Annotated in this window: 19 protein-coding genes and 1 pseudogene; 3 read left to right on the top strand and 17 right to left on the bottom strand. The window is 37.6% G+C overall.

The window, feature by feature from the left end; translation table 11 throughout:
* The first annotated feature begins 80 nt into the window (after positions 1-80).
* Positions 81-2,399, top strand: coding sequence for a DNA helicase PcrA (pcrA, locus tag GSQ19_RS22645; protein WP_011320085.1), 2,319 nt, complete (start codon positions 81-83; stop codon positions 2,397-2,399).
* A gap of 136 nt (positions 2,400-2,535) precedes the next feature.
* Here pcrA and GSQ19_RS22640 read toward each other — a convergent pair whose 3' ends face one another.
* The 17 genes and pseudogenes from GSQ19_RS22640 to GSQ19_RS22560 all read right to left on the bottom strand — a co-directional run bounded on the left by GSQ19_RS22640 (position 2,536) and on the right by GSQ19_RS22560 (position 21,640).
* Positions 2,536-3,603, bottom strand: coding sequence for a glycosyltransferase family 4 protein (locus tag GSQ19_RS22640; RefSeq protein ID WP_011320084.1), 1,068 nt, complete (start codon positions 3,601-3,603; stop codon positions 2,536-2,538).
* Between the two features lie 203 nt (positions 3,604-3,806).
* The gene (locus tag GSQ19_RS22635) at positions 3,807-4,502 is read right to left on the bottom strand and encodes a class I SAM-dependent methyltransferase (RefSeq protein ID WP_041456882.1); all 696 of its coding nucleotides are present in this window, start codon (positions 4,500-4,502) and stop codon (positions 3,807-3,809) included.
* A 64-nt stretch (positions 4,503-4,566) separates the two neighbouring features.
* Entirely contained in the window at positions 4,567-5,451 is an 885-nt protein-coding gene (locus tag GSQ19_RS22630; RefSeq protein WP_011320082.1) for a glycosyltransferase family 2 protein, read from the bottom strand.
* A gap of 2 nt (positions 5,452-5,453) precedes the next feature.
* Positions 5,454-6,482, bottom strand: coding sequence for a glycosyltransferase family 2 protein (locus GSQ19_RS22625; RefSeq protein WP_011320081.1), 1,029 nt, complete (start codon positions 6,480-6,482; stop codon positions 5,454-5,456).
* 171 nt (positions 6,483-6,653) lie between these two features.
* On the bottom strand, positions 6,654-7,730 hold the full coding sequence (locus GSQ19_RS22620) for a glucose-1-phosphate thymidylyltransferase (protein ID WP_011320080.1): 1,077 nt from the start codon (positions 7,728-7,730) through the stop codon (positions 6,654-6,656).
* On the bottom strand, positions 7,727-8,617 hold the full coding sequence (gene rfbD / locus GSQ19_RS22615; protein ID WP_011320079.1) for a dTDP-4-dehydrorhamnose reductase: 891 nt from the start codon (positions 8,615-8,617) through the stop codon (positions 7,727-7,729). Before rfbD ends, GSQ19_RS22620 begins: the two co-directional genes overlap by 4 nt.
* Positions 8,610-9,155, bottom strand: a complete 546-nt coding sequence (gene rfbC / locus GSQ19_RS22610) for a dTDP-4-dehydrorhamnose 3,5-epimerase (RefSeq protein ID WP_011320078.1) — start codon at positions 9,153-9,155, stop codon at positions 8,610-8,612. The genes rfbD and rfbC overlap by 8 nt, the downstream gene beginning before the upstream one ends.
* A 35-nt stretch (positions 9,156-9,190) precedes the next feature.
* Entirely contained in the window at positions 9,191-10,273 is a 1,083-nt protein-coding gene (locus GSQ19_RS22605) for an NAD-dependent epimerase/dehydratase family protein (protein ID WP_011320077.1), read from the bottom strand.
* 35 nt (positions 10,274-10,308) lie between these two features.
* A complete protein-coding gene (locus tag GSQ19_RS22600) occupies positions 10,309-11,376 on the bottom strand; it encodes an NAD-dependent epimerase/dehydratase family protein (protein WP_011320076.1) in 1,068 nt (355 codons plus the stop codon).
* Positions 11,369-12,673, bottom strand: coding sequence for a glycosyltransferase (locus GSQ19_RS22595; protein WP_011320075.1), 1,305 nt, complete (start codon positions 12,671-12,673; stop codon positions 11,369-11,371). Before GSQ19_RS22595 ends, GSQ19_RS22600 begins: the two co-directional genes overlap by 8 nt.
* A gap of 93 nt (positions 12,674-12,766) precedes the next feature.
* Entirely contained in the window at positions 12,767-14,074 is a 1,308-nt protein-coding gene (locus GSQ19_RS22590; protein WP_011320074.1) for a hypothetical protein, read from the bottom strand.
* 109 nt (positions 14,075-14,183) lie between these two features.
* Complete coding sequence (locus GSQ19_RS22585) at positions 14,184-15,404, bottom strand: rhamnosyltransferase WsaF family glycosyltransferase (RefSeq protein ID WP_011320073.1); 1,221 nt, start codon at positions 15,402-15,404, stop codon at positions 14,184-14,186.
* Complete coding sequence (locus GSQ19_RS22580) at positions 15,388-18,612, bottom strand: glycosyltransferase (protein WP_011320072.1); 3,225 nt, start codon at positions 18,610-18,612, stop codon at positions 15,388-15,390. Before GSQ19_RS22580 ends, GSQ19_RS22585 begins: the two co-directional genes overlap by 17 nt.
* A 174-nt stretch (positions 18,613-18,786) precedes the next feature.
* On the bottom strand, positions 18,787-19,527 hold the full coding sequence (locus GSQ19_RS22575) for an ABC transporter ATP-binding protein (protein WP_011320071.1): 741 nt from the start codon (positions 19,525-19,527) through the stop codon (positions 18,787-18,789).
* Positions 19,528-20,334: an ABC transporter permease gene (locus GSQ19_RS22570; RefSeq protein WP_011320070.1), complete on the bottom strand. Its 807-nt coding sequence runs from the start codon at positions 20,332-20,334 to the stop codon at positions 19,528-19,530. It lies immediately after the preceding gene.
* A gap of 248 nt (positions 20,335-20,582) precedes the next feature.
* Positions 20,583-20,846: pseudogene (locus GSQ19_RS22565) on the bottom strand (hypothetical protein); the annotation flags it as partial.
* Positions 20,847-20,869: 23 nt separating this feature from the next.
* Entirely contained in the window at positions 20,870-21,640 is a 771-nt protein-coding gene (locus GSQ19_RS22560; RefSeq protein ID WP_011320068.1) for a Uma2 family endonuclease, read from the bottom strand.
* A gap of 192 nt (positions 21,641-21,832) precedes the next feature.
* On the opposite strand from GSQ19_RS22560, the gene petP reads away from it, so the two are divergent.
* Both petP and GSQ19_RS22550 read left to right on the top strand, forming a co-directional pair.
* On the top strand, positions 21,833-22,027 hold the full coding sequence (petP, locus tag GSQ19_RS22555; RefSeq protein ID WP_011320067.1) for a cytochrome b6f subunit PetP: 195 nt from the start codon (positions 21,833-21,835) through the stop codon (positions 22,025-22,027).
* A gap of 84 nt (positions 22,028-22,111) precedes the next feature.
* Entirely contained in the window at positions 22,112-23,212 is a 1,101-nt protein-coding gene (locus GSQ19_RS22550; RefSeq protein ID WP_011320066.1) for a Get3/ArsA fold putative tail anchor-mediating ATPase NosAFP, read from the top strand.
* The last annotated feature ends 75 nt before the right edge of the window (positions 23,213-23,287 follow it).

Raw genomic sequence — 23,287 nt, 5'->3', positions numbered from 1 at the left:
ATAGATGGGGAGGTCAGGAGAACAATTCACATTAATTGTTGACTACTGACTACTGACTACTGACCACTGACTAATAACTAATGACTACCGACTTTCTCAGTCATCTGAATCCCAGCCAACGTCAAGCCGTGGAACACTATTGCGGCCCCTTGTTAGTTGTTGCTGGTGCTGGTTCCGGTAAAACACGAGCGCTAACTTATCGGATTGCTAATTTAATACTAAAGCACCGCGTTGCTCCCGAAAATATTTTGGCGGTGACTTTCACCAACAAAGCCGCCAGGGAGATGAAAGAACGGATTCAACGGCTGTTTGCGGAACAATTAGCCTTGACAGAACACGGAAAGCGTTTAGATTTATTACCAGAACACGAACAAACTAAATTGCGATCGCGCGTTTATAAAACTACTATTAAAGAACTGTGGTGTGGTACTTTCCACAGTTTATTTTCCCGTATTCTCCGCTTTGATATCGAAAAATACCAAGATGAAAAAGGGCGACAATGGAATCGTAATTTTTCCATTTTTGATGAATCTGATGTACAAGGTCTCATCAAAGAAATCGTCACGAAACAATTAAATCTAGATGATAAGAAGTTTGAGCCGCGTTCTGTCCGCTACGCCATTAGTAATGCCAAAAATCAAGGACTTTCACCCCAGGAATTTGAAAAAGACCAGCCAAATTATCGTGGGAGAGTAATTGCTGATGTCTATAATCGTTATCAAGATAAACTAGCAGAAAACAACGCTCTTGATTTTGATGATTTAATCTTAATTCCTACGAGATTATTTCAACAGAATGAACAAGTTTTAGGTTACTGGCATCGCAAGTTTTGTCACATTCTTGTAGACGAATATCAAGATACTAACCGCACACAATACGATTTAATTCGCCTGTTGACAACCAATGGCGAAGAGAGAAAAAGTGCATGGGAATGGCAAAATCGCTCGGTTTTTGTTGTCGGTGATGCAGACCAATCTATTTACAGCTTTAGAATGGCAGATTTCACCATCCTGCTGGAGTTTCAGAATCAATTTGGTGATGGTTTGCCAGATGAAGATACCCGCACAATGGTGAAGTTAGAAGAGAACTATCGCTCATGTGAAAACATTCTCCAAGTTGCTAACGAACTGATTGAAAATAATACTCAAAGAATTGATAAAGTCCTGAAGGCGACGCGGGGAGCAGGTGAGGAAATTTACTGCCACAAGGCAGATAATGAATTAGAAGAAGCTGATTTTGTAATTCGTCAAATCCGCACATTAGAGCATCAAAACCCGGAGTTAGATTGGGGTAGCTTTGCGATTTTGTATCGGACAAATGCCCAATCTCGTCCCTTTGAAGAATTGTTAGTCAGGAATCAGATTCCTTACACAGTTGTGGGTGGAATGAAGTTCTATGACCGCAAAGAAATTAAAGATGTCATAGCTTATTTAAGGGCGATCGCTAATCCCTCGGATACAGTTAGTCTATTACGAGTGATTAACACCCCTCGGCGTGGTATCGGTAAGGCGACTATTGATAACTTAATCAATGCTTCCCAGCAATTAGGTACAACTCTCTGGGAAATTTTAAGTGATGAAACATCAGTCAACACGTTAGCTGGGCGATCGGCTAAAGGGGTAAATCACTTTGCCCAAATGATTAACCGTTGGCAAGAGCAAATAACCACAGCCCCAGTTACAGAAATAGTTATGGGGATTTTAGAAGATTCTGGTTACGTACAAGATTTACAAAACCAAGGAACAGACGAATCTGAAGACCGCATCCAAAACGTACAGGAACTTTACAACGCCGTCTTACAATTCCAAGAAGAGAATGAAGATGTTTCTTTAACAGCGTTTCTACAAAGTACAGCCCTTAGTTCCGATTTAGATAACCTCAAGGAAGGTCAAACAGCCGTTTCTCTAATGACTCTGCACGCTTCCAAAGGTTTGGAATTTCCTGTAGTCTTCTTGGTAGGTTTGGAACAGGGATTATTCCCCGGCTACCGTTCACTAAATGACCCCGCAGCCTTAGAAGAAGAACGCCGCCTCTGTTATGTAGGGATTACTCGCGCCCAAGAACGGTTGTATTTATCCTTCGCCCGTGAACGCCGCTTATATGGCTCACGGGAACCCGCCATGCGATCGCAATTTCTCGACGAACTACCAGCCGAATTAATCACCACCCAATACCAAGTCCGACAAACCTATACTAAACCCCCATCAACTACCAATGGTAAGCAAACAGCAAATCAAGATTGGCAAGTAGGGGACAGAGTTTTACACAAAAGTTTTGGGATTGGGGAAATAACCCACGTTTTTGGTTCTGGTAGCAAGCTTTCTGTCGCGGTTAAATTTACGAGCTTGGGTCAGAAAATTATTGACCCCAGAGTAGCGCAATTACAAAAGGTGGATTAGTCAAGTCGCTTTGCTCCAATTCAAAATTCAAAATTCAAAATTCAAGACAATGAATGGGGGTAAGAAAGCGCCACTCATTGAAGACTGCTAAATTTAAAATTTAGCGGGGCTTGAAACCCAGAATTAATTAATTAATTCAAAGATAACGAGATAAAACTTCACTCGTTGCTTTACCTGTTCTTTCCCAACTAAATTGATTGGCTCTGGCGATTCCTTGGGTAGACAAATGGGATTGCAATTTAACATCATTCGCTATGTTCTGCATCGCATCTGTGATTTCTGCTGTGTTGTAGGGGTTGATGAGGATAGCTGCATCTCCCGCCACTTCCGGTAAGGAAGAGAGGTTAGAGGTAATGACAGGAGTACCGCAGGCCAAGGCTTCTAAGACTGGGAAACCAAAGCCTTCCCAAAGACTGGGGAAAACAAGTGCGATCGCTTGATTAATAATGACAGGTAATTCACTATAAGAAACATAATCAAGGAACTTCACACGATGAGTTATCCCTAGTTCCTCAACTTGTGCTTGCAACGTCGGGGTATAACGTGCATCATTTGGGCCTGCTAACCACAGTTCATAATCCTTGTTCGGTAACGCAGCAAAAGCGGCAATAATTCGATTTAAATTTTTATAAATATTATGTCGCCCATAATATAAAAAATAATTCTTCTTCGGTAAATCCAAAAACTTAAAATTTTCTGTGTCAATGGCTAAGGAAGTTATAGTTATCTTCTTTTCTGGAACACCTAGAAAATTCTGGATATCATGGGCAGTACTCAAGGAATTACAAATAATGTGTTCTGATTGCTTAATAACAGCAGGTAGATAATTACGGCAATAAAAAAGTTGCGCCGCAGAAAATTCCTGGGGAAATCTTAAAGGGATTAAATCATGAATAGTAACAATACTGCGACATCTGGAAAATAGAGGAACTTCGGGAATAGGTGAAAATAATAATTGAGACTTTAGTTTTTTATAAAAACTGGGTAATTTAAACTGCACCCACATCAAACGTTGAAAATGTCCTTTAATTCCACATTCTGTTGTAATGTTAGTTGGAGATTGATAAACTTTTACTTCAGGAATTTCCCTGGGACTGAGAACATTAACACCTAAATATTTAATATGCGGCAACAAATTCAGGCTATAAGTTAACCAGCCTGTTGGTTGAAGAGGGGCAAAAGATAAGTTTATTAATAAAGACATATAGAAATCATGTTTGATTTTTGAAAAAACTACGACATCATCTTGAATATTCTATCTGTCTAATAACAAACAACGATAAACCAGGATCTACAAGCCGTTTTTAAGATAGAGATATAGTCATTAGAACAAATAAAATTGATTAATATTTGATGCTTAAGTATTATCCCTTAAGCAGGTATTAGATGAGCATCCAATATTATCAATCAATTATAAAACTTCGTATTATTTGCATAGATAAAATAATGGTCTGTCACTTTTACATCGGATTTAAAACCAACTTGTGTCAGATGCTTTTGCAGTTCATCTTGCTGATAAAAAACTTTCACTATTTGAAATTCTTGCCCATCATTTAACTTCCGGTTTTTATATATACTGCCATCATCATTCAAAATATGATTATTAGCTGTAGATGTTGGCTCAAAGCGTGAGTCAACGATAAATAATCGTCCACCGACACGCACAGATTTATAAACTTTTAGCAGAAACGGTTTCAGTAATTCTGGTGGCACATGAGATAACCAGAAAGAGAAAAATACTAAATCATATTCAGCTTGAGGTTCCCAGGCAAATAAATCAATTTGGTGATATTCTACTTTGGGGGAATTTAATTTGCGGCGATTAATTTCAATTACTTCTTCGGAGGCATCAATTGCAGTAATTTTCTGTCCAATTTTTAAAAGCTCTTGTGTCCAAATTCCGGTTCCACAGGCTAATTCTAAGATTTTATCAGCTTGGCCGATTTGTTGCAGACCCTGCTTGACAATACCAACTTCTTTAAACCAACGCCGATTTAGTTCATTACCGCGATCGTAACGACCAATGCGATAAAACCACTGATCGTATTCGTTGGCTCTAGCACGATAGTAGGCAATTTGTTGTTGCAGAATTTGATTGCTCATTGCCAGTTTATCATCTACTCTCATCAACTTTCAGATAAATTTTACAGATAAAAGTTCTGCTGACTCAAAATTTTCTTAATAATTTTATTATTTCTAAACTGTAAGGATTTCTTGTTGCCAAAAACTCAGGTACAAATTTAGCCAATAGATATATTCTTAAAATAATTCTTTCCCATAAAGGACAATGTTTTTTGTAATAATAAATTTGGCTACGTCTATATTCCATCGCCGTAGCGTTGGCATTTTTTTTCATAGAGTGGCCTCTTATGTGTATTAAAGACACTTGAGGCGTATATAAAATTTTATATCCTTGGTTTTGCACTCGTTTACATAAGTCTGCATCTTCAAAATAGATAAAAAACTTTTCGTCAAAACCACCTAAACTATGAAATAAATCTGCACGAATAAATAAGGCTGCTCCGACAACAATATCCACCTCTTTAATCGTGTTAAATTCCTGCTCTAAACTATTTAACTTAGATTTATCCTCGGCGTATTTATGGAGTTTTCTAGATTTATATTCACCTTTAAGACTAATTGTGTATGCAAAAGAAACCTGAAATGTCTCATCTGGAAAAAGTAATTTAGTACCAATAACACCCACCTCTGGATTTTCTCTCATCAAATCAATCAGGTGTGGTAAAATATTGGTAGTTAGGATAGTATCAGTATTTAATAATAGTAAAAATTCACCTTTAGCGATTTTTGCACCAGCATTATTTCCTGATCCAAAACCATAGTTTTTCGGCAATTTAACTATTTTGACATCAGGAAAATCTTTGGCAACCAACTCATAACTATTATCTTGAGAAGCATTATCAACTAGAATAATCTCACAGTTATCCTTAGGAATAAATTTATCTATGGAATTCAAGCAATTTGGTATAACATCAGCACCATTGTAGTTAACTAAAATAATTGATACTAGAAGATTTGACGCTTCGGACATACTTATTGACTGTTTTTATAATAACTTCTAAAGGTTTTTAAACAATGATAAAGTATGATTCTATAACTTCTTTGGACATCAAAAATTAGTTTCAATATCCCAATTCTTAACGCCGCACCTTCTGAATTATAGCCTACGAGCAAACTTTTATACAATAATTTAAGAATATTCCAACCAAAATCCAATTTTCTATCATCAAAAGGATTGGTATAACCTATCTCATTAAGTTCCCGTTTAAATCGACGATAAAATGCTTTACTAAAGTCTCGGTGAACTAAATAACTATTGCCATTGATTTTAAATTTCTTGCGGCATAAAATCAATAATTCACAATGTATTTTGCCTGAGTCTTTGAGAACACCGACATTATTAGCATTATGAATTCTATACCAAACTAAAGGTTGATGGATATGTACAATTTTGCCTCTATGTGATGCAACTAATGCTATCCACCAATCGTGATACCAGCTAATTTTATTTTGTGGTGGAAATGGCAGTACATCCGTGAGCAGAGAAGTACAAAATAATACGGAACATCCTGTTACCACGTTGCGAAGTAACAATAAATCGTGGGATAATTTGTGTGGTTTACGTCCTTCAAAATCCCAAGCAGATGGGTGAATAGTCTGGTCGTAACTATTAATTAACTCTAAATCAGAATGTATTAAGACTGCTTTTTGTGAACGTAGTTTTTTTAATAAAATTTTCAACTTGTCTTCATGCCAAATATCATCTTGATCAGCAAGAGATATAGCAGTAATAGATTTATCTTGGGCGCAATATTTTAGACCGCGTTCAAAGTTATAATAGTGGTTGAGATTATGACTGTGAAAATGGCAAATAAAACGTGGATCGTTATCAATAATCTTCTTGATACCCACCTGATATTCTGAGTGAGAACAGTCATCTACAATGTGACAAACCCAGTTTTGCCAACTTTGTTGCTTAATAGACTGTATTTGTTTCTCAAAATATTCTAGATTGGGATTATATGTGGCTAAAACAATACCGATTTTTTCTATAAACTGCATTATCTTAAGTAAGACAACCTAGATAATTGAGGGTTGGTATCATCTGCTACATAAACAGGATCGGGTTTACAGTCGCGTAGGAGAATATCGCAGGCTGAACCCTACTACAAGCCGATGTAAAAACCTTGTCTTGCTTAACATAGCTTTATCTTTGCCCTAAGTTTTTAGGGGTTATGTCAGTTCTATTTGACAATCATCACCAATCAAAAAGCGTAATGCTTTTGGGCGACGGGGAGCAATTGTTAGTTGCGCGCGTTGTCCAATTACACTATCAATGATTCGCTGATCGATTCCGGATATTTTAGCACCTTCTAAAATTACGCTGTGTTCTAAATCTGAGTCGATGAGTGTTGTATTGTTGGCGATGCTGCTATAAGGGCCAATAAAGCAATTTTCTAAATAACAATTATCGCCAATAACCACGGGGCCACGTATTGTACAATTGATGATTTGGGAATTGACTCCAATTTGAACTCGTCCAATGATTTGACTTTTAGCATCCACTTCCCCTAAGTTAGACGTTGTTAAACAGGTATCAAGAATTAAGCGGTTAGCTTCTAATAAATCATCTTTTTTACCAGTGTCTAACCACCAACCATATAAATTACAAGCTAATACTTGTCTTTTATCGTCTATTAAGCGTTGAATAGCATCAGTAATTTCCAGTTCTCCTCGGTTTGAAGGCTGGATACGAGCAATAGAATCATGAATAATCGGGGAAAAGAAATAAACCCCTACTAGAGCTAGATTGGATGGAGGAACTTTGGGTTTTTCGATTAATTGTAGTACTCGCCCGGTATCATCCACCTTAGCTACACCAAAGGCGCTAGGGTTGATAACCTCACGCAAGAGAATTAAAGCATCAGGTTGTTCTTGGATAAACTGTTGTAAAAAGTTGCTTAAGTCTCCTTGTTGAATTAGGTTATCCCCCAGATACATGACAAAAGGTGAATCTTTTAAGAAGGGACGAGCAACAGTAACGGCATGAGCTAGACCGGCCGGTTGTTCTTGTAAAATATAGGTGATGTTCGCTCCAAAAAGTTTTCCATCTCCAGTTTTACTTTGTACTTCTGCCCCTGTTTCTGGGCTGATAATTATACCGATATCAGTAATACCAGCCGCAACCATTTCTTCAATCCCATACCATAGAATAGGTTTGTTCGCAACTGGGACAAGTTGCTTTGCTCCAGTATAGGTGAGTGGACGTAGACGTGTACCTCTACCGCCAGAGAGAATTAGTGCTTTCATAATGAAGAATATTTGGAGAGCCAGTCTTGAAGCATCAACCGCAGTCTTTCTTGCCAATGGGGGGGAGCAGTTCCCAAAACTTGTGACATTTTCTCACAAGCTAGGACAGAATAGGCAGGGCGGGGAGCTAAAGTCGGATATTCGGCGGTGGTGATAGGAATAATTTGTTGGACTGTGAGCGGAAAGCCTAGCTTTTGGGATTCGGCAAAAATAGCCACGGCAAAGTCATACCAGCTAATTACCCCAGTGTTTGTGTAGTGGTAAGTCCCAGAAATTTCCGGTATTTGGGGTATCACCTGGGCTATGGTGTCAGCGATATCTTGCGCCCAAGTAGGGGAGCCAATTTGATCTTTAACTACCCGAATTTCTTGGCGTTCTGCACCCAACCGTAGCATGGTTTTGACAAAGTTACTTTTACCAAAACTGCCATAAACCCAAGCTGTACGGAGAATGAGGTGCTGGGGGTGGGTTTGTTGAATGGCTATTTCTCCGGCTAGTTTGGTTTTACCGTAAACACTTAAGGGATTAGTAGGGTCTGTTTCTTGGTAAGGGTGACTTTGCTGTCCATCAAAAACGTAATCTGTGGAGATATGAATTAAGAATGAGCCGAGTTTTTGGCTTTCTTCGGCGATAATTTGGGGTGCTGTAGCGTTGATAGCTGTGGCTATTTCGGGTTCAGTTTCGGCTTTGTCTACAGCAGTGTAAGCGGCAGCGTTAATGATTATCTGCGGTTGGACTTCTTGGATGATTTGACGCAGACTATCAGCTTGAGTTAGGTCTATCCTGGGTCGTGCGGCTGAGATAACTTTGTATTTAGGTGCAAGGATTTGGTGGATTTCTTGACCTACTTGACCGTTACCACCTATTAGTAGGATCGATTCATTCATATACTTCCGCGCTTTTCAATGGCTGACCCTGGCTATCTTTAGCTGATAAAATTGGTGGTTCTTTGAGAGGCCAATTTATCGCTAAATCAGGATCATTCCATAGAATAGTGCGATCGCCACCAGGCGCATAGTAATCTGTAGTTTTGTAAACAACTTCGGCAACTTCAGAAAGTACAACAAAGCCATGAGCGAAGCCTGGAGGTATCCACAATTGGCGTTTGTTCTCGGCGCTGAGTTCGTAACCTACCCATTGTCCGAAGGTGGGAGAGCTTTTTCTGATATCTACAGCAACATCAAAAATAGTCCCCACAATAGCACGAACTAGTTTACCTTGGGGTTGAATAATTTGATAGTGCAGACCACGCAGGACGTTATGTTGGGAAAATGAGTGGTTATCTTGAACGAAGTTTACGGTGATACCAAGTTTATCTGTAAAATTTTGCTGATTATAAGATTCAAAGAAAAAGCCGCGTGAGTCAGTAAATACTTGCGGTTCGAGGAGTAAAATATCAGAGATTTCAGTGGTAACAACTTTCACAGATTTTAACTTAACTGGTATTTTGGCAGGATTACTTAATGACTTTTCGCGTAATTAGTTTGTCTAGATGTTTGAGCATAATAAATCTCCTCTAGTATTTGTTGAAGATTATATTTATACTCCCATGTGGGATAGTGAGAGCGAAACTTACCCACATCTGAAATATACCAGATGTGATCGCCAGATCGATTATCATCTGTATAGGTATATTGCAGCTTTTTACCGACGATATTTTCGCAAATTGCGATCGCTTCTAACATAGAACAATTACTATGCCGAGAACCACCGATGTTATAAATCTCTCCACATCTGGGGTTTTGATAGAAGTGATAAAAGGCGTTCACTAAGTCGTAACTGTGGATATTATCTCTAACCTGTTTGCCTTTGTAGCCAAAGATAGTGTACGTATCACCCGAAATAGTACATTTCATTAAGTAAGCGAGAAAGCCATGCAATTGAGCGCCAGAATGATTAGGCCCAGTCAAACAACCACCTCTAAAACTGGCAGTTTTCATGCCGAAATATCTGCCATATTCTTGAACTAGTACATCTGCGGCAACTTTGGAAGCCCCAAAGAGGGAATGCTTAGAGTTGTCAATTGTCATTGACTCATCAATACCTTCTTTGTATTGATGATTGGGCGCAATTTCCCAGCGAGTCTCTAACTCCTGTAAAGGTAGATAGTTAGGGGTATCGCCATAGACTTTGTTAGTGGAAGTAAATATAAAAACTGCTTGCGGACAGTATTGTCGAGTTGCTTCTAATAGAACTAAAGTGCCGTTGGCATTGACTGTAAAATCTGTGTGGGGGTCTTTTGCAGCCCAATCATGGGATGGTTGCGCTGCTGTATGGATAATGAGAGAAATATCAGTAGAATATTCTTGAAAGAGGTTTTCTATAGCAGTGCGATCGCGGATATCGATATCATAGTGGCGATACCTCTCACCATATTTATCTTCTAAAATTTGACGATTCCAGTCTGTCGAAGCAGATTCACCAAAAAACACCGCACGCATATTATTATCAATGCCCAAAATCCGAAAACCTTTCTGGGCGAAAAAATGAACGGATTCTGAACCTATCAGACCAGATGAACCAGTAATTAGAACAGTGGGCATGATATTATTTCTCACATCAAAGTATAGTAAACAGGTTAGGATAAAATGGGCTGAAGAAATTCCTCATATTCAAGAATCCAACTATAAATATCTCGCAGAGTTTGTTCTGGATTCATGGTTGGTTTCCATCCAGTCTTAGAGATAATTTTGGAAGAATCTGTAATGTAAATGGGTATATCACCCTGTCTAGCTGTGACTTCTGATTTAATAGGAATAGACTTACCCGTAATTGCTTCACAGAGCTTAGTAGTTTCTAATAGAGATAGACTATTATCAGCACCTCCACCAACATTTAATACATCCCCACCTAGTTCCGAAAAATGTTCTAATTGGTAGCTAATTAGTCTTAATAAATCTTCAATATGTAATAAATCTCTCACTTGTTTACCTGTACCACCGTAGCCGATATAACTTAAAGATTTCTCAAAATAGTGTGCAGCTAACCATAAAACAAAAACACCTTGGTCAACTTTACCCATTTGCCAAGGCCCTGTAATTACGCCACAACGATTAACTATTGCTTGAATACCGTAAGCTTGTCGATACTCTTCAATTAGCATCTCTGATGCAAGTTTAGTAGTACCATATAGAGAACGGTAGCTTTGAAGAGGAAAGTCTTCGGCAATACCAAGATTAGATACTCCGGAAATTGTTTGCTCAGGAGCAATAGTCAATCGGGTTGGTGATTCTATCAGATTAATGGACTTCAGTGTTTCAATCGGATAAACACGACTAGTAGAGAGAAAAAGCAAACGAGCATCGATTTGTCTAGCTAGTTCCAGAACATTAATAGTTCCTAATAAATTTGTTTGCAGGACGTATTGTGGAGAGGAAAATCCTGCAAGAACAGAAGGTTCAGCAGAACAGTCAATAATAGTATCGATATTGAACATTCCGGGTTCTAAATCGCTAGAAGAGCGAATATCACCGTGAATAAACTCAATTCCTGATTTTTTGAATCTAGTCAGATTTAATTCTGAACCTCGTCTCCGTAAATTATCAAAACAACTGATTTTCCATGAAGGATGCTGTTGTTTGAGACTGATTGCTAAAGAACTGCCAATAAAACCAGCCCCTCCTAAAATTAAAACACGTTCAGCCATTCGATTCAGCCTTTGATTTAACGACAGTTCTTTTTTTACTGAGATGGTAATCTCCACGGGACAGGTGTTTTTCTAACCAAATGTAGAGAACTATAAACAAATATCGACTACCCATTTCTTTTAGTTTGAGCTTAGAAACACCTGTGGTTCTATTTCTCCAAATTATAGGAATAGTTGTAAAGGAGTAACCTCTAACTATAGCTTTAAGAGGCAATTCTACCGTTAAGTTAAAGTGATGAGATATTAAGGGAGAAATACCTTCAATTACTTCCTTTCGATAAACTTTAAAGGCATTAGTAATATCATTAAATTTCAAACTAAATAAGATTTGAATAAATAAGTTTGCTAAACGATTCACAACTAGTTTGTGACCAGGATAATCAATTACTTTACCACCTTTAATAAAGCGAGAACCAAAAACGCAATCATAACCCTCTTGTAGCTTATGGAAGTAGGATACTATATCCTCTGGTGCATCTGAACTATCTGCCATAACCACAGCTACAGCATCCCCTGTGAAGTTCTCCAAACCACAGCGAACCGCAAAGCCAAAGCCATTAGGATAATAATTATTCACATAACGTAGTTTACTATTATGTGAAGTAATTTGCTGCAATAATTCTTCAGTTCTATCCCTACTATTATCGTTAACAACTAAAATTTCATAATCTATTTGTTCAATTTCTAAGGTTTTGCTAATAGTTTGTATTGTTTGCACTATGCAATCTTCTTCATTGTAGGCTGGAATGACTATTGATAAAGTAGTAATAGTTTTAGAAACATCTACAACTTTCGATTCAGATTGCTTTGATTTTGATCCGATTGATATAGCTGGAGCTAATGCTTCTGGATAATATGTATCTAAAGGGATTTCTCCTTGTAAATCATCTCGATTTTGTTTTCTTGGTGTTTTAAATACAAAACTATCACTAATAAAATAATTAATAGATGCGCTCAAAAGTGCGCCTATTACAGTATTAACTGCATAGTTAACCTGCAACCAATCTAAAATCGGAAAAATCAAGAAAACACGCGTAAAAACTGCTAGTCCAGCAGAAACATGATAAAGAGGTAGTTGACGTAAGAATACTTCTCTAAGATTCCAAACACCACCAGTCCATACCCAAGTTCTGTATACAAAAAAACTAAATATTAAGGAAATTTCAATTGATATTACATTGGCAATATTTCGTAATAAGGGAGTGTTGAAGTTGAGCTTTTCAACCAGTAAAAAAATCAGTAATAGATTTAGTGCTGCTGCTAAACTACCACCAAGCAGAAATTTAAATATTTTCATATCAGTTTTTTTGCATATTAAATTTACTCAAACTCCCCAAAAATTAATCAAGGATAATATTCTGCAATGAACTTAATCAACATTCAATATTAACTAATGTTTTATTAGTTCCATAGACCAACTTGGATTTATGGGAATTGTTATTTTTTCTCTAGGTGCTAATTCCGTAAATTTGTCAGCATATTCAGCAAACTTAAAATCAGTAAAAGGAGGATGCTGCCAATCACTCACTATGCCAAGTAACATCAGTAACAAGACAATTAGTGTGCCTATCTGTAAAATATAATTACTTTTATTTTTATTACTTATGTGGCAGTAAAACCATAAAATTCCTACACAAAAAGCCAGTGTTAAATTAAACCAGTAGCGTCCACCAAAACCAACCAGCGCAAAATCATTGATGTTTGGAAACTCTGAAAGTAGAACAGTAAAAGGAATTAGAGCAGCAAATACAAAAAATGATCTTAGTTCTAGAGGTGATCTCATTAATACATAAACTATAATAGTAGTCCCTACAATTAATGCTAATATACCGACGATTATATATAGGTATAATGGGAAATTCTTGACTAGATGATCTGTCATTTTAGTTCCCAAAATTGATATTAAAAACAGATGATTTATCAAAATTTTTGCAATTGTAGATACAGAATCTAAAGATAGAAAGCTTGCATCTAATCCGTTGATCCTCTCTTGCCCTCTTTTATCAGTAAAAATAATTAATATTTGAATTATTGCTGTGGCTGTTAAAACCCAAAATTTTGTGTAAAATAATTTATTAATTCTAATATTGTTCTTTTTTTTATAAATGCCAAAAAATAAAATAGCAGGTATCATTATAATTGCAAATGGCCCTGTTAATCCGCCAACAAAAATTAGGATAACATCGAATAAATTAAGTAATAATTGCAAAGATTGAGCAATCATTGCCATAAATACTAAAAGTGCTAGATGCCATTGTGCATTAGTAAGATTTGCATTAATCTCATAGCATCCAGGTAAAGCTAAATAAAGTAATGATAAGGCGATTCTATGATTGAGCTTGGGGATTAACTTAGAAAATCTCGATGAGATTAGAAAATTAACTGGCAGAATTTGAATTGTAATCGCAATTACATTGAACACAAGGGGTGCTGCTTTTAAAGAGAAAAACATACTGAAAGCAGCAGTTAACCTGGGAACAGTATGTAGATATCCTGCATAGGGAGAAAACAATGATTTCAAAATACCATCATTGTAAGCTTGGGCATAAAATATAGTTCCGTCTTCTGCCCAAAATTGAGGATTTAAAATTGCATCTGGTCGCCTAGTTATAATTAATATGAATCCAATGATAAACATTGCTATATGAAGATATAGCCAGTTCAGATTACTTTGATTTTTTATAATATGGGTTGCCATTAAAAAAACATCAATTAGTTTATTAATTCGTATTTAAGTACTATCATACTTTTCAAGTACGGAATTAAATTAATTTAGATAGATTTGATCTTTACTCACAGATGGTGATTTATTGACTTTGAATAAAATCGTGGATTTTTTTAATCTCAACAGACCAGTCAGCATGGTTATCTTTAATACAATTAATTGCATTGTTTCTAATTACATCAAACTCATCATACTTATCAATAGCTTCTGATATTGTTTCAGCGATACAACTAGCGCTAGGATGGGATAATAAACAATTTTCCCTGTCTTTCAATAACCACTGAGTACTTGAATTAATATTCGATACAACCAATACACCACAAGCCATCATCTCAAAAGGTAAATAAGATGGGTGTTTGGTCATCATCATTGAAAGTCCAACATGGCAAGAACGATATAGATTGCCTGTTTCTTCATAACTTAAGAGTCCCAGGTTTTCTATAACTCCTTCTAAACCATATTCTTTAGGCTTCCAATCAGCACCAGCAGATAAGATTTCTATCTGAGAACCATAACGGGTTTTCAGCTTACGCATTGCTTCAACTGCTAACTCAAATCCATTACGCGGATGTCCTGGTCTTCCATAAAAGAATACGCGCTTGGGAGTAGAATTTTTCTTAAGGCTACTGTCAGGATAAAAGACTTTTGTATCTACGCATGGTGTGAAATGAGTCGCTATGCCAGTATATTCAGTTTCATATATTTTTCTTAAACTGATAGTGTTAGCAATTCCATAGAACCCAAAACGGTAAGTTGCCTCAGCTTGAGCGTAAGTTGATCCAGCAGGATAAAATAGTGGTTCAAAGTCTTGTATAAAATAGAATTTTAAGCCAGTATTTTTTACTTTTAATAAGACATAAGCTGTTGTCCAAAGAGTAGCTATTGAGAAGTCTGATGCTGGTATGTTCTGAATAGCTTCTATGGAGTTGAGAATGATTACTTCAGCACTATTCAAATTAGGAAAAGCGTTAGTAATCTTAGTAAGCATCACTTCAGCATTACTATCTCCACAAATTAAAAATCTTTGTTTGATTTTTCCATGCTGATGTAAATAGTCAGCAGTGCGGAGTATGGTCATAACACCACCATAAAAGGCATTTTCAAACGGTGGTACATACCAATTTATCGTTTGACTGCCTGATTGATTGACTCGCTCTGGATGCTGCTGAATTTCAGAAATATCTGCACAGGAGAAATCCATGATACCCGCAAGTGCGGTAGCATCTCTTATATATCTATCTACGATAATGTTTTTCTTAATTATGTCTTTGAGAAATTTGGGTAATTTAATTTTTTTTACCATTTTTAACTCTTAATTTTAAAGGAACAACTGAAGCAAAGGCGGGATGAAAATAAGGATCATTTCCTAGAGAATCGTCAAATTCCGGAATATCATTTTTTGGTAAATCCTGCAAAAATGCGCGAGCATGAGGGTTAACTAAGCCTCTTTTATTATTTGCGCGAATAGCTTGACAAAGCTTAATCATGGCGTGTGATAAAGAAGGAGAGTTAGAAGATAATCCTCCGACTTCTAAGTAATTTTTATAACTAAAAGCTATAGCCCAAGGAGAACTAGCGCTACAATTTCTGTACCATAAAGCCCCACCAAATATATCCCAGGAATATAAGAAATTTCCTCGCATTAAGGGAGAGCCGTTATCATATTTGTCAACAACTAATCCAGCTTCTACGACTAAATTGTTATCGGTTAAAATAAGTGAGGACACAAATCCAATATCTGGATGGTTAAGCACCCATCCGCTTAGTTCTTGTATCCATCCTTCGGTAAACCTCTTAACAAGACCTGATACAAACACAACTACATCAGTCTTATCTTGTTTTATATTGTTAGCTAAAGTAACTAATTTAGAATTTCCTTCTTTAATTGGTAGCCAATCAATAGGTAAACTGATTGCTTTTATCAGATTTTCTCTTTCAGTAGCTTTGGAAGTATATGTGTGTTCGGGTAAAGTAATTTTTGCTTTGTGTAATTTGGGGTCAGAAAATTGGGCAACAGCATTAATGCAAGCTAATAGAGAATCCCAAGGTACATCACCATCAATATAAATTGATACTGTTGCAGGCGAGGCTTGCCATTCTAAGCGAAAACCAGATTCAGGGTGTGGTGAAACTGTGGCCGGCAATTTTGTTCTAGTAAGATGATCTTGGATAGATCGCAGTTGTCCTTCAAGTGCATATGGCTTAGAATCTATTCCCAAGGAGGTTGAACCTTGTATAATCCGCCAATGGTAAAGCACAGAATTAATTCGAGCGATACGTGATGTATTTTCTGTGATACGTAAAAATAAATCCCAGTCTTGCGCGCCATCTGTTTCTGGACGAAAGCCACCAATCTTTTCCAAAAGTGTGCGACGAGCAATACACAGATGGGTTAAATAATTAGCAGAATATAGGATTTCTGGACTCCACTCTGGTTTGAGTAAGAGCCTTGACCTTACCATGCTGTTGGCACTAATACAGTCTTTATCAGAGTAAATAAAGTCTAAATCGGGTTGCTTGTTCAATTCACTGATGACTTCATAAAATGCAAAAGGTGCCAACAAGTCATCATGATCTAGCAAAGCTACAAATTCGCCCGAAGCCATATCTAGAGATACATTAGAGTTACCAGAAATTCCCTTATTTTCCGCCATTACCTTAAGTTTTATGCGTTTTTCCTGTAAACTCAAGGTTTTTAAATAATCAATGGTTTGATAATTATCTATATCTGCAAAAGCAATACATAGCTCCCAATTGGAGTAAGTTTGTTGAATAACACTATTGATTGTCTCTTGTAAGACGGTTAGTGGTAGTTTATAAACGGGAAAAACTATACTTAATACAGGTTGATAATGGAATAATAAAGAATTCTTTTTTTGTTGCGTCAGTTCTTCATCTTTTGCTTCATAATCTTTAATCCATTGACTATATTCGGGAAAGCCAGAGAAATTTTGTAAAACTTTTGCTAATAGTGCATCAGCGAATTCATTTCTAGTACGAAAGTTCATGATCTGATGCTTGAGCCACTTACCTATACGTTTGATAAATATGGGATAGTTTTTTTTCTGAAAAACAGGCAACCTGTTAAAGGCAAGCTTAAGGATAGGTAAATTTATTATTCCTTTCTTTATACTCAAAGATAAGGCTCGTAACTTCCAAAACTTACTCCCTTCCATCCAAGAGACGAGGTTTTTCCAATGTTCTAACTTTGTCTGAGTTATATATAGCTGGGACTGAGACAAAGTCAACTCAGTCTGGGTTTGTTGCAGTTGCGACTGCGATCGCTCCAGTTCTGTCTGGGTTTGTTGTAGTTGCGACTGCGATCGCTCCAATTCTGTCTGAGTTTGTTGTAGTTGCGACTGCGATCGCTCCAATTCTGTCTGAGTTTGTTGTAGTTGCGACTGCGATCGCTCCAATTCTGTCTGGGTTTGTTGCAGTTGAGACTGCGATCGCTCCCGTTCAAGCTTTAAGAAACCATTTTCAGTAAATACACGTCGGTAAGCTTCTCCTACCTTTCCAATTACTTGCTCAGAATTAAAGTCAACGTAATCTTTATTAATGTTATTGATGCAACTTAAAACATTCTCAACATTTCTTGTTAGTGAATAATTCTCCAAAGAGTAGTTTTTAAAAAAATGTATGTGTTGATTATTTGCAAGAAAACCATTAATTAAGTTTTCTACTATTTGTTCACCCGACATTTTTTGGTAACAGCATCTTCCTGAATAGTTAAACCACTCAGCAAGTTTGAAGTTATCTGGAGTTAACCAACCAGGCCCACCAAAATGATCGTAGCAGAACACGGGTTTTCCTAAAGCCATACAATGCTGGACAGTACGCCCAATAGTTATGATTGCATCGTATGAATTAAGAATATCAATATTTACTAGTTGAGGGCTTTCTAATATCCCTATTAAATCAACATCTATATTTTTAGATTTTAATATATCTATAGCAGTTAAAACTTCTGTTGGTGGATGGTTAGAAATCACTCCTACCTTTCTTAACTCTGTCTCCTTGATATCTACTGGTAGATTAAACCAATTTGCAGGAACAGAATTATTAAATACGAACAATTTATTCTTATCAATTTCTTGTAAATGATTCTGTTCTATGATTTCTTTCTTAGTCTCTTCTGAATTACACAGTATTAAATCAGACTTAGAATAGAAAAAAGGAATTGCTTCCAAAGGTTCATATGGAGATAAACTACTTAAAACTAAATATTTTGTTTTAACAGAGTCTTCTATTAAGCATTTAATTAAAACGGGGAAATGATGACCCCATACTAAATCAAATTCATTTTCTGTCAAAGGTTTCTCTAAAACATTAACTACATCTATACCCCGTGCATAAAAATGCCTTGCTAGATCACCACCAAACAAGAAAGTTGCAACAGTTACTGACCAGCCTTTTTGTTGAAATTCAATTGCTAAATCGAGAGTGACAAGTTCTGAACCTGCGTAGCTTTTTAGGTGATGATTTGTTAATAAAACTTTAGATATACCCATGAATTCATTAAATTAATTAAAATTCTTAACTATTTAAAAAATCATAATACAGGTTGTTCAGCAATCCCTCCTAAATTAAAGGATTATAATTATTGGTTATAATTATTAGGCTTGACATATTCATTGTTCAATTACATTTAATAAAAGGAAACTTACTATTCCTAATATTTATATTCATGTGGATGTTAATGTACTTAAATAATTTTGAATTGCTTCTCCTGCATCGCCTATAAACTCTATCTTTCCATGAGATAACCAAACCAATTGATTACAATATTGTTTAACAAACTGTAAATCATGGGAAACTACTAGAACTGTTGCATCCCCATTCCAAAAATTATCAATTCTTTGCTTGCATTTGTTTTTAAAATTTTCATCTCCTACCGATAAAACCTCATCTAAAATTAAGATATTTGGTTGTACATCTGTGGCAATGGAAAACCCTAAACGAGCAACCATACCAGAAGAAAGACCTTTTACAGGAACTAAAGCATAGTCCTGCAATTCTGCAAACTCCAATATTGAGTTCGCCCTTTCTTTCATTTCAGCCCTCGAAAATCCCAGTAATACACCATAGAGCAGAATATTATCCATTACAGATATTTCTGCATCAAAACCAGCACCCAGTTCAATCAAAGGTGCAACTTGCCCTCGGACTCTGACTGTGCCAGTCGTTGGTTGAAGTATACCAGAAATGATCTTCAATAAAGTTGATTTACCAGATCCATTTGCGCCAATAATACCAATTTTGTCGCCTTTTTCAACAACTAAATCGACGTTGTCTAAAACCAATTTTTTCGCTGGCTTGCGATATTTACCTTCTATCAAAGACAGGAGAGTTTTCTTGAGGTCATAAGAAAACTCTTCTTGGGTTCGCCGCCATAGCGAAACTTTATCCAGACGAATTACTTCCATCTACAGCAGATCCATAAATTGATGTCGCCACAACTGAAAACAAAACCATCCCAATGACAAAATAATTATGCCACCGAGTAAACCACCCCAAATTAAACTTAAATCCGGTAAATTTCCTGATAGTGTAATTTGACGTAAACTTTCAATAATAGGCGATAGTGGATTTAAGAGTAAAAATGGTTTTACTTGGGGTGGCACAATGGCGGCCGGGTAAAATACTGGGCTACTAATCCAGAGTACAAATACAACTAACTCGTAGAAGTAAGGTAAATCTCTAAAAAAGACATACAAGGCGCTAACTAAAAATCCCACCCCGGTAGAAACTAAAGCTAAAGCCAGACAGGGAAACAATAGTGCTAGAACGTTTATTACACTTTTAGAATTAACGAATGTAATTATTGCCAGCAAAGGGAAGGCTCCGACTGTGAACTGAAATATATTTGCCGCAACCATTGATACAGGAAACACACTAACAGGCAAGCGAATTTTATTCAACAATGCTCCGTTGCCTACTACACTGGACAAGGCTTGGGATGTGGAGGAAGAGAAAAAATTGATGACCACCAGCCCTGTAAATGCTGCCAATATATAGTTCAGGATGGAATTGCCATAATAAGAAGCGAATGTTGTGCCAAAAATGGCGCTGTACAGTCCCGTCATAATCAACGGGTTTAGTAACGACCAATATACGCCTAACAAGGAACCTCGGTAGCGTACTTTGAGATTCCTCATCACTAAAACACGCAGCAGTTCCCAGTAGCGCTGCACTTGCAGCCAGTTTGAATTATTTTTAATTACAAGAGCCATCTTCAAACACCACCACAGACCACAAGCGAGTTATTCGCGCATTTTATACTATCAGAGTGCATTTTTCTGCATAGGGTGAGTATTGAGATTTTATATTGTTCATTATTTGTTGAACATCCGTAAAATTTATAAGCTTGCGTGCAGCCTAAGCAATCAACACATATTGCATCCTGACGACTAGTTTATTTGTCAGTTAGTTCCTAAAGTTTTCTGTCATACCGTTTCTTTGTAAAGCTACGCCAAAATTTAGCACCAGTTACCCCCAAAACCATGTACCAATCTGGGCGCTTGTACCATAAAGTATGACGAGGGTCGTAGTAAAGGTTTAAGTCGCTGGCCAGCAAAATTTCCTCCGGTGGATAATTGGGAAGCTGACAAGTTTCACTGAGTAAATCTGCCTGGATGCAATGAAATTCGTCTGGTAAGCCTGATTCCCCTACTAATTCACTCGGTAAATCATACATTGTCGGCATCGTTTCTTGTGGTGAGCGGGGTGGATCAGTTTGATACATGACTTTTACCTCAGTGAACTGGCTTAACTCAAACTATCTGGGTCAACGCCTAGAGAACGTAAATATTCTGCCAACAGTTGCGATCGCTCCTGTTCCTGTTGCAATCTTATTTCAGCCTCAGATAACTGTTGTTGTGATTCAGATAACTGTTGTTGTGACTCAGATAACTTTTGTTGGGCTGATATGGCCTCTTGTTGTATCGCCATAGCAGCTTCTTCTGGCGTTGGTACTAAATTACCCTCGGCATTAAAATAGCGAAGTTTACCTTCTTGTATACCTAGATACAGACCAAGTACCTCACTCCAACGCCAGCCACGACTATCAGGTAGGATTTCTTGATATCTATTACCTATCAATTCAAAACCGACAAATTCTAAAGTTTCTGGGGAAAACCAAAAATACTCAGGTGTATGAAATCGATTCTCATACAAGCTTTTCTTTAAATTTCGGTCAACATCAGCCGTACTGTCAGAAAGTAACTCAATAATCAAATCTGGATAACGACCGTCTTCTTCCCAAACTACCCAAGAATTGCGGGGGCGCTTTTCAGTGTCTTTCACCAGAAAAAAGTCCGGGCCGCGGAAATCTCGATTTCGCAACTGCTGACGGCTAAAGTATATTGTCAGATTGGCACCAATAAAATAGTCATTTCTATCACGCCACAGCCATTCTAGGCAAGTTACTAGCAGTAATAGCTGCATATAATGCAACGAAGTTTCCATTTCCGGCTCATCACTTAACAACCGAGTTGCATCGGGCATTTGTTGTTCTAGCTGTTGCGCTGTGACAAACATGGTTTTATACCTGATTGCGGATTATTTTAATTTTAAGCTTTTGGTCAATAGTCATTGGTCATTAGTCATTAGTCATTAGTCATTGGTCAACAGTCAAAAGTTCTGTCCCTGGTTTCTTCTTCCCAAATCGGATCACAGATGAGTACCGGATTCAGCTAAACTGAAACTTGGTTTATTGCGTTTTATGTAGGCATGGAAATCGGACAAAAGGTTAAGGTGTTTCGTTTGCGCGATCGCGTTTCTGCCCCAATCGCCAAAAAGCTCGGAGAAGTCGGTATCATCGAGGGTTACAAGGTTACCGATGGTCGTGGTATCGGTGTAGTGGTGAAGTTTAACGACAATACTTCCACTTGGTTTTTTGAGGACGAAATCAAGCCAGTGTCATAGAAGAAACTCTAGGTAGAAGCTAAGAGTATTTGCCTAGTGTTAAGTTGGAATTGAACAGACCTGCGGTAATTGGAAATCAAGATAATGGCCCTGATATTGACATTTTTGGGCAAAAGTGGCGTAGCGCGAACAAAAATAGCGATCGCCGCAGCCAAGTCATTGGCAAGTCAAGGCAAGCGGGTACTTCTAGCAGGACTGGCAGAACCAGTATTGCCCCTCCTGTTAGAGCAAACCCTCACCCCTGACCCCCAGCAAATTGCCCCCAATCTAGAAATTGTACAGTTTCAATCTTCTGTGTTGCTGGAACGCAATTGGGAAGAAGTGAAAAAACTTGAGGCGCAATATCTCCGCACGCCCATTATCAAAGAGGTGTACGGTCAAGAACTGGTAGTATTACCAGGGATGGACAGCGCCTTAGCCTTAAATGCGATTCGTGAATATGATGCCAGTGGTAAATATGATGCGATCGTCTACGATGGCACAGGTGACGCTTTCACTTTGCGGATGTTGGGGTTACCGGAATCTCTAAGCTGGTACGTACGGCGCTTTCGGCAATTGTTTGTCAACTCCGATTTAGGTAAAACTATTGCCGAATCACCCTTGATTCAACCGTTAATTAGCAGCTTTTTCAACGTCAATTGGACAGCAGATAACTTTGCTCAACCTACCAATCAAGTCAATAATTTCCTAGATAAGGGAAAAGAGGCACTGGCTGACCCCAAGCGAGTTGCGGCTTTTTTGGTCACTACAGCAGACCCTCTAGAAGTTGTCAGTGTACGTTATCTATGGGGTAGCGCTCAACAAATCGGGTTAACGATTGGTGGTGTGATCCAGTTATCCTCACAAACAGAGGGCGACCTATCAGCAGAATTTACACCCTTACCTGTGACTGTTGTTCCCGACGTTGCCAAAGGTGACTGGCAACCTTTGATAGATGCCCTCCCTAATTTTGTTGAGCAAGCAGTAAAAGCTCCCCATCCTATTACTATCGACACCCATAATCGTCAGGTACGCCTCTTCTTACCGGGATTTGATAAAAAACAAGTCAAACTCACCCAGTACGGGCCGGAAGTAACAGTAGAAGCTGGTGACCAACGAAGGAATATTTTCTTACCTCCCGCACTCAGTGGTAAACCTATCACTGGGGCAAAGTTCCAAAATAATTATTTGATCATTTCTTTTTAGGTAATGGGTAATGGGTAACGGTTCATAGGTAATGGGTACAGTAACGATTACCAATTACCAACAGGACTTATGCAC

Source organism: Trichormus variabilis 0441 (assembly GCF_009856605.1).
Lineage (GTDB): Bacteria > Cyanobacteriota > Cyanobacteriia > Cyanobacteriales > Nostocaceae > Trichormus > Trichormus variabilis.
The sequence above is the reverse complement of the archived record's forward strand: the minus strand, read 5'-3'. Positions and strand labels throughout refer to the sequence as shown.

Bases quoted from the DNA above. Each gene is read 5' to 3' on its own strand.
- GSQ19_RS22640 (WP_011320084.1), bottom strand. From the start codon at position 3,603: ATGTCTTTATTAATAAACTTATCTTTTGCCCCTCTTCAACCAACAGGC.
- rfbD (WP_011320079.1), bottom strand. From the start codon at position 8,617: ATGAATGAATCGATCCTACTAATAGGTGGTAACGGTCAAGTAGGTCAA.
- petP (WP_011320067.1), top strand. From the start codon at position 21,833: ATGGAAATCGGACAAAAGGTTAAGGTGTTTCGTTTGCGCGATCGCGTT.
- GSQ19_RS22560 (WP_011320068.1), bottom strand. From the start codon at position 21,640: ATGTTTGTCACAGCGCAACAGCTAGAACAACAAATGCCCGATGCAACT.
- GSQ19_RS22580 (WP_011320072.1), bottom strand. From the start codon at position 18,612: ATGGGTATATCTAAAGTTTTATTAACAAATCATCACCTAAAAAGCTAC.
- GSQ19_RS22550 (WP_011320066.1), top strand. From the start codon at position 22,112: ATGGCCCTGATATTGACATTTTTGGGCAAAAGTGGCGTAGCGCGAACA.
- GSQ19_RS22605 (WP_011320077.1), bottom strand. From the start codon at position 10,273: ATGCCCACTGTTCTAATTACTGGTTCATCTGGTCTGATAGGTTCAGAA.
- GSQ19_RS22620 (WP_011320080.1), bottom strand. From the start codon at position 7,730: ATGAAAGCACTAATTCTCTCTGGCGGTAGAGGTACACGTCTACGTCCA.
- GSQ19_RS22625 (WP_011320081.1), bottom strand. From the start codon at position 6,482: ATGCAGTTTATAGAAAAAATCGGTATTGTTTTAGCCACATATAATCCC.
- GSQ19_RS22590 (WP_011320074.1), bottom strand. From the start codon at position 14,074: ATGGCAACCCATATTATAAAAAATCAAAGTAATCTGAACTGGCTATAT.
- GSQ19_RS22600 (WP_011320076.1), bottom strand. From the start codon at position 11,376: ATGGCTGAACGTGTTTTAATTTTAGGAGGGGCTGGTTTTATTGGCAGT.
- GSQ19_RS22575 (WP_011320071.1), bottom strand. From the start codon at position 19,527: ATGGAAGTAATTCGTCTGGATAAAGTTTCGCTATGGCGGCGAACCCAA.
- pcrA (WP_011320085.1), top strand. From the start codon at position 81: ATGACTACCGACTTTCTCAGTCATCTGAATCCCAGCCAACGTCAAGCC.
- GSQ19_RS22635 (WP_041456882.1), bottom strand. From the start codon at position 4,502: ATGAGCAATCAAATTCTGCAACAACAAATTGCCTACTATCGTGCTAGA.
- GSQ19_RS22630 (WP_011320082.1), bottom strand. From the start codon at position 5,451: ATGTCCGAAGCGTCAAATCTTCTAGTATCAATTATTTTAGTTAACTAC.
- GSQ19_RS22595 (WP_011320075.1), bottom strand. From the start codon at position 12,673: ATGAAAATATTTAAATTTCTGCTTGGTGGTAGTTTAGCAGCAGCACTA.
- GSQ19_RS22570 (WP_011320070.1), bottom strand. From the start codon at position 20,334: ATGGCTCTTGTAATTAAAAATAATTCAAACTGGCTGCAAGTGCAGCGC.
- GSQ19_RS22585 (WP_011320073.1), bottom strand. From the start codon at position 15,404: ATGGTAAAAAAAATTAAATTACCCAAATTTCTCAAAGACATAATTAAG.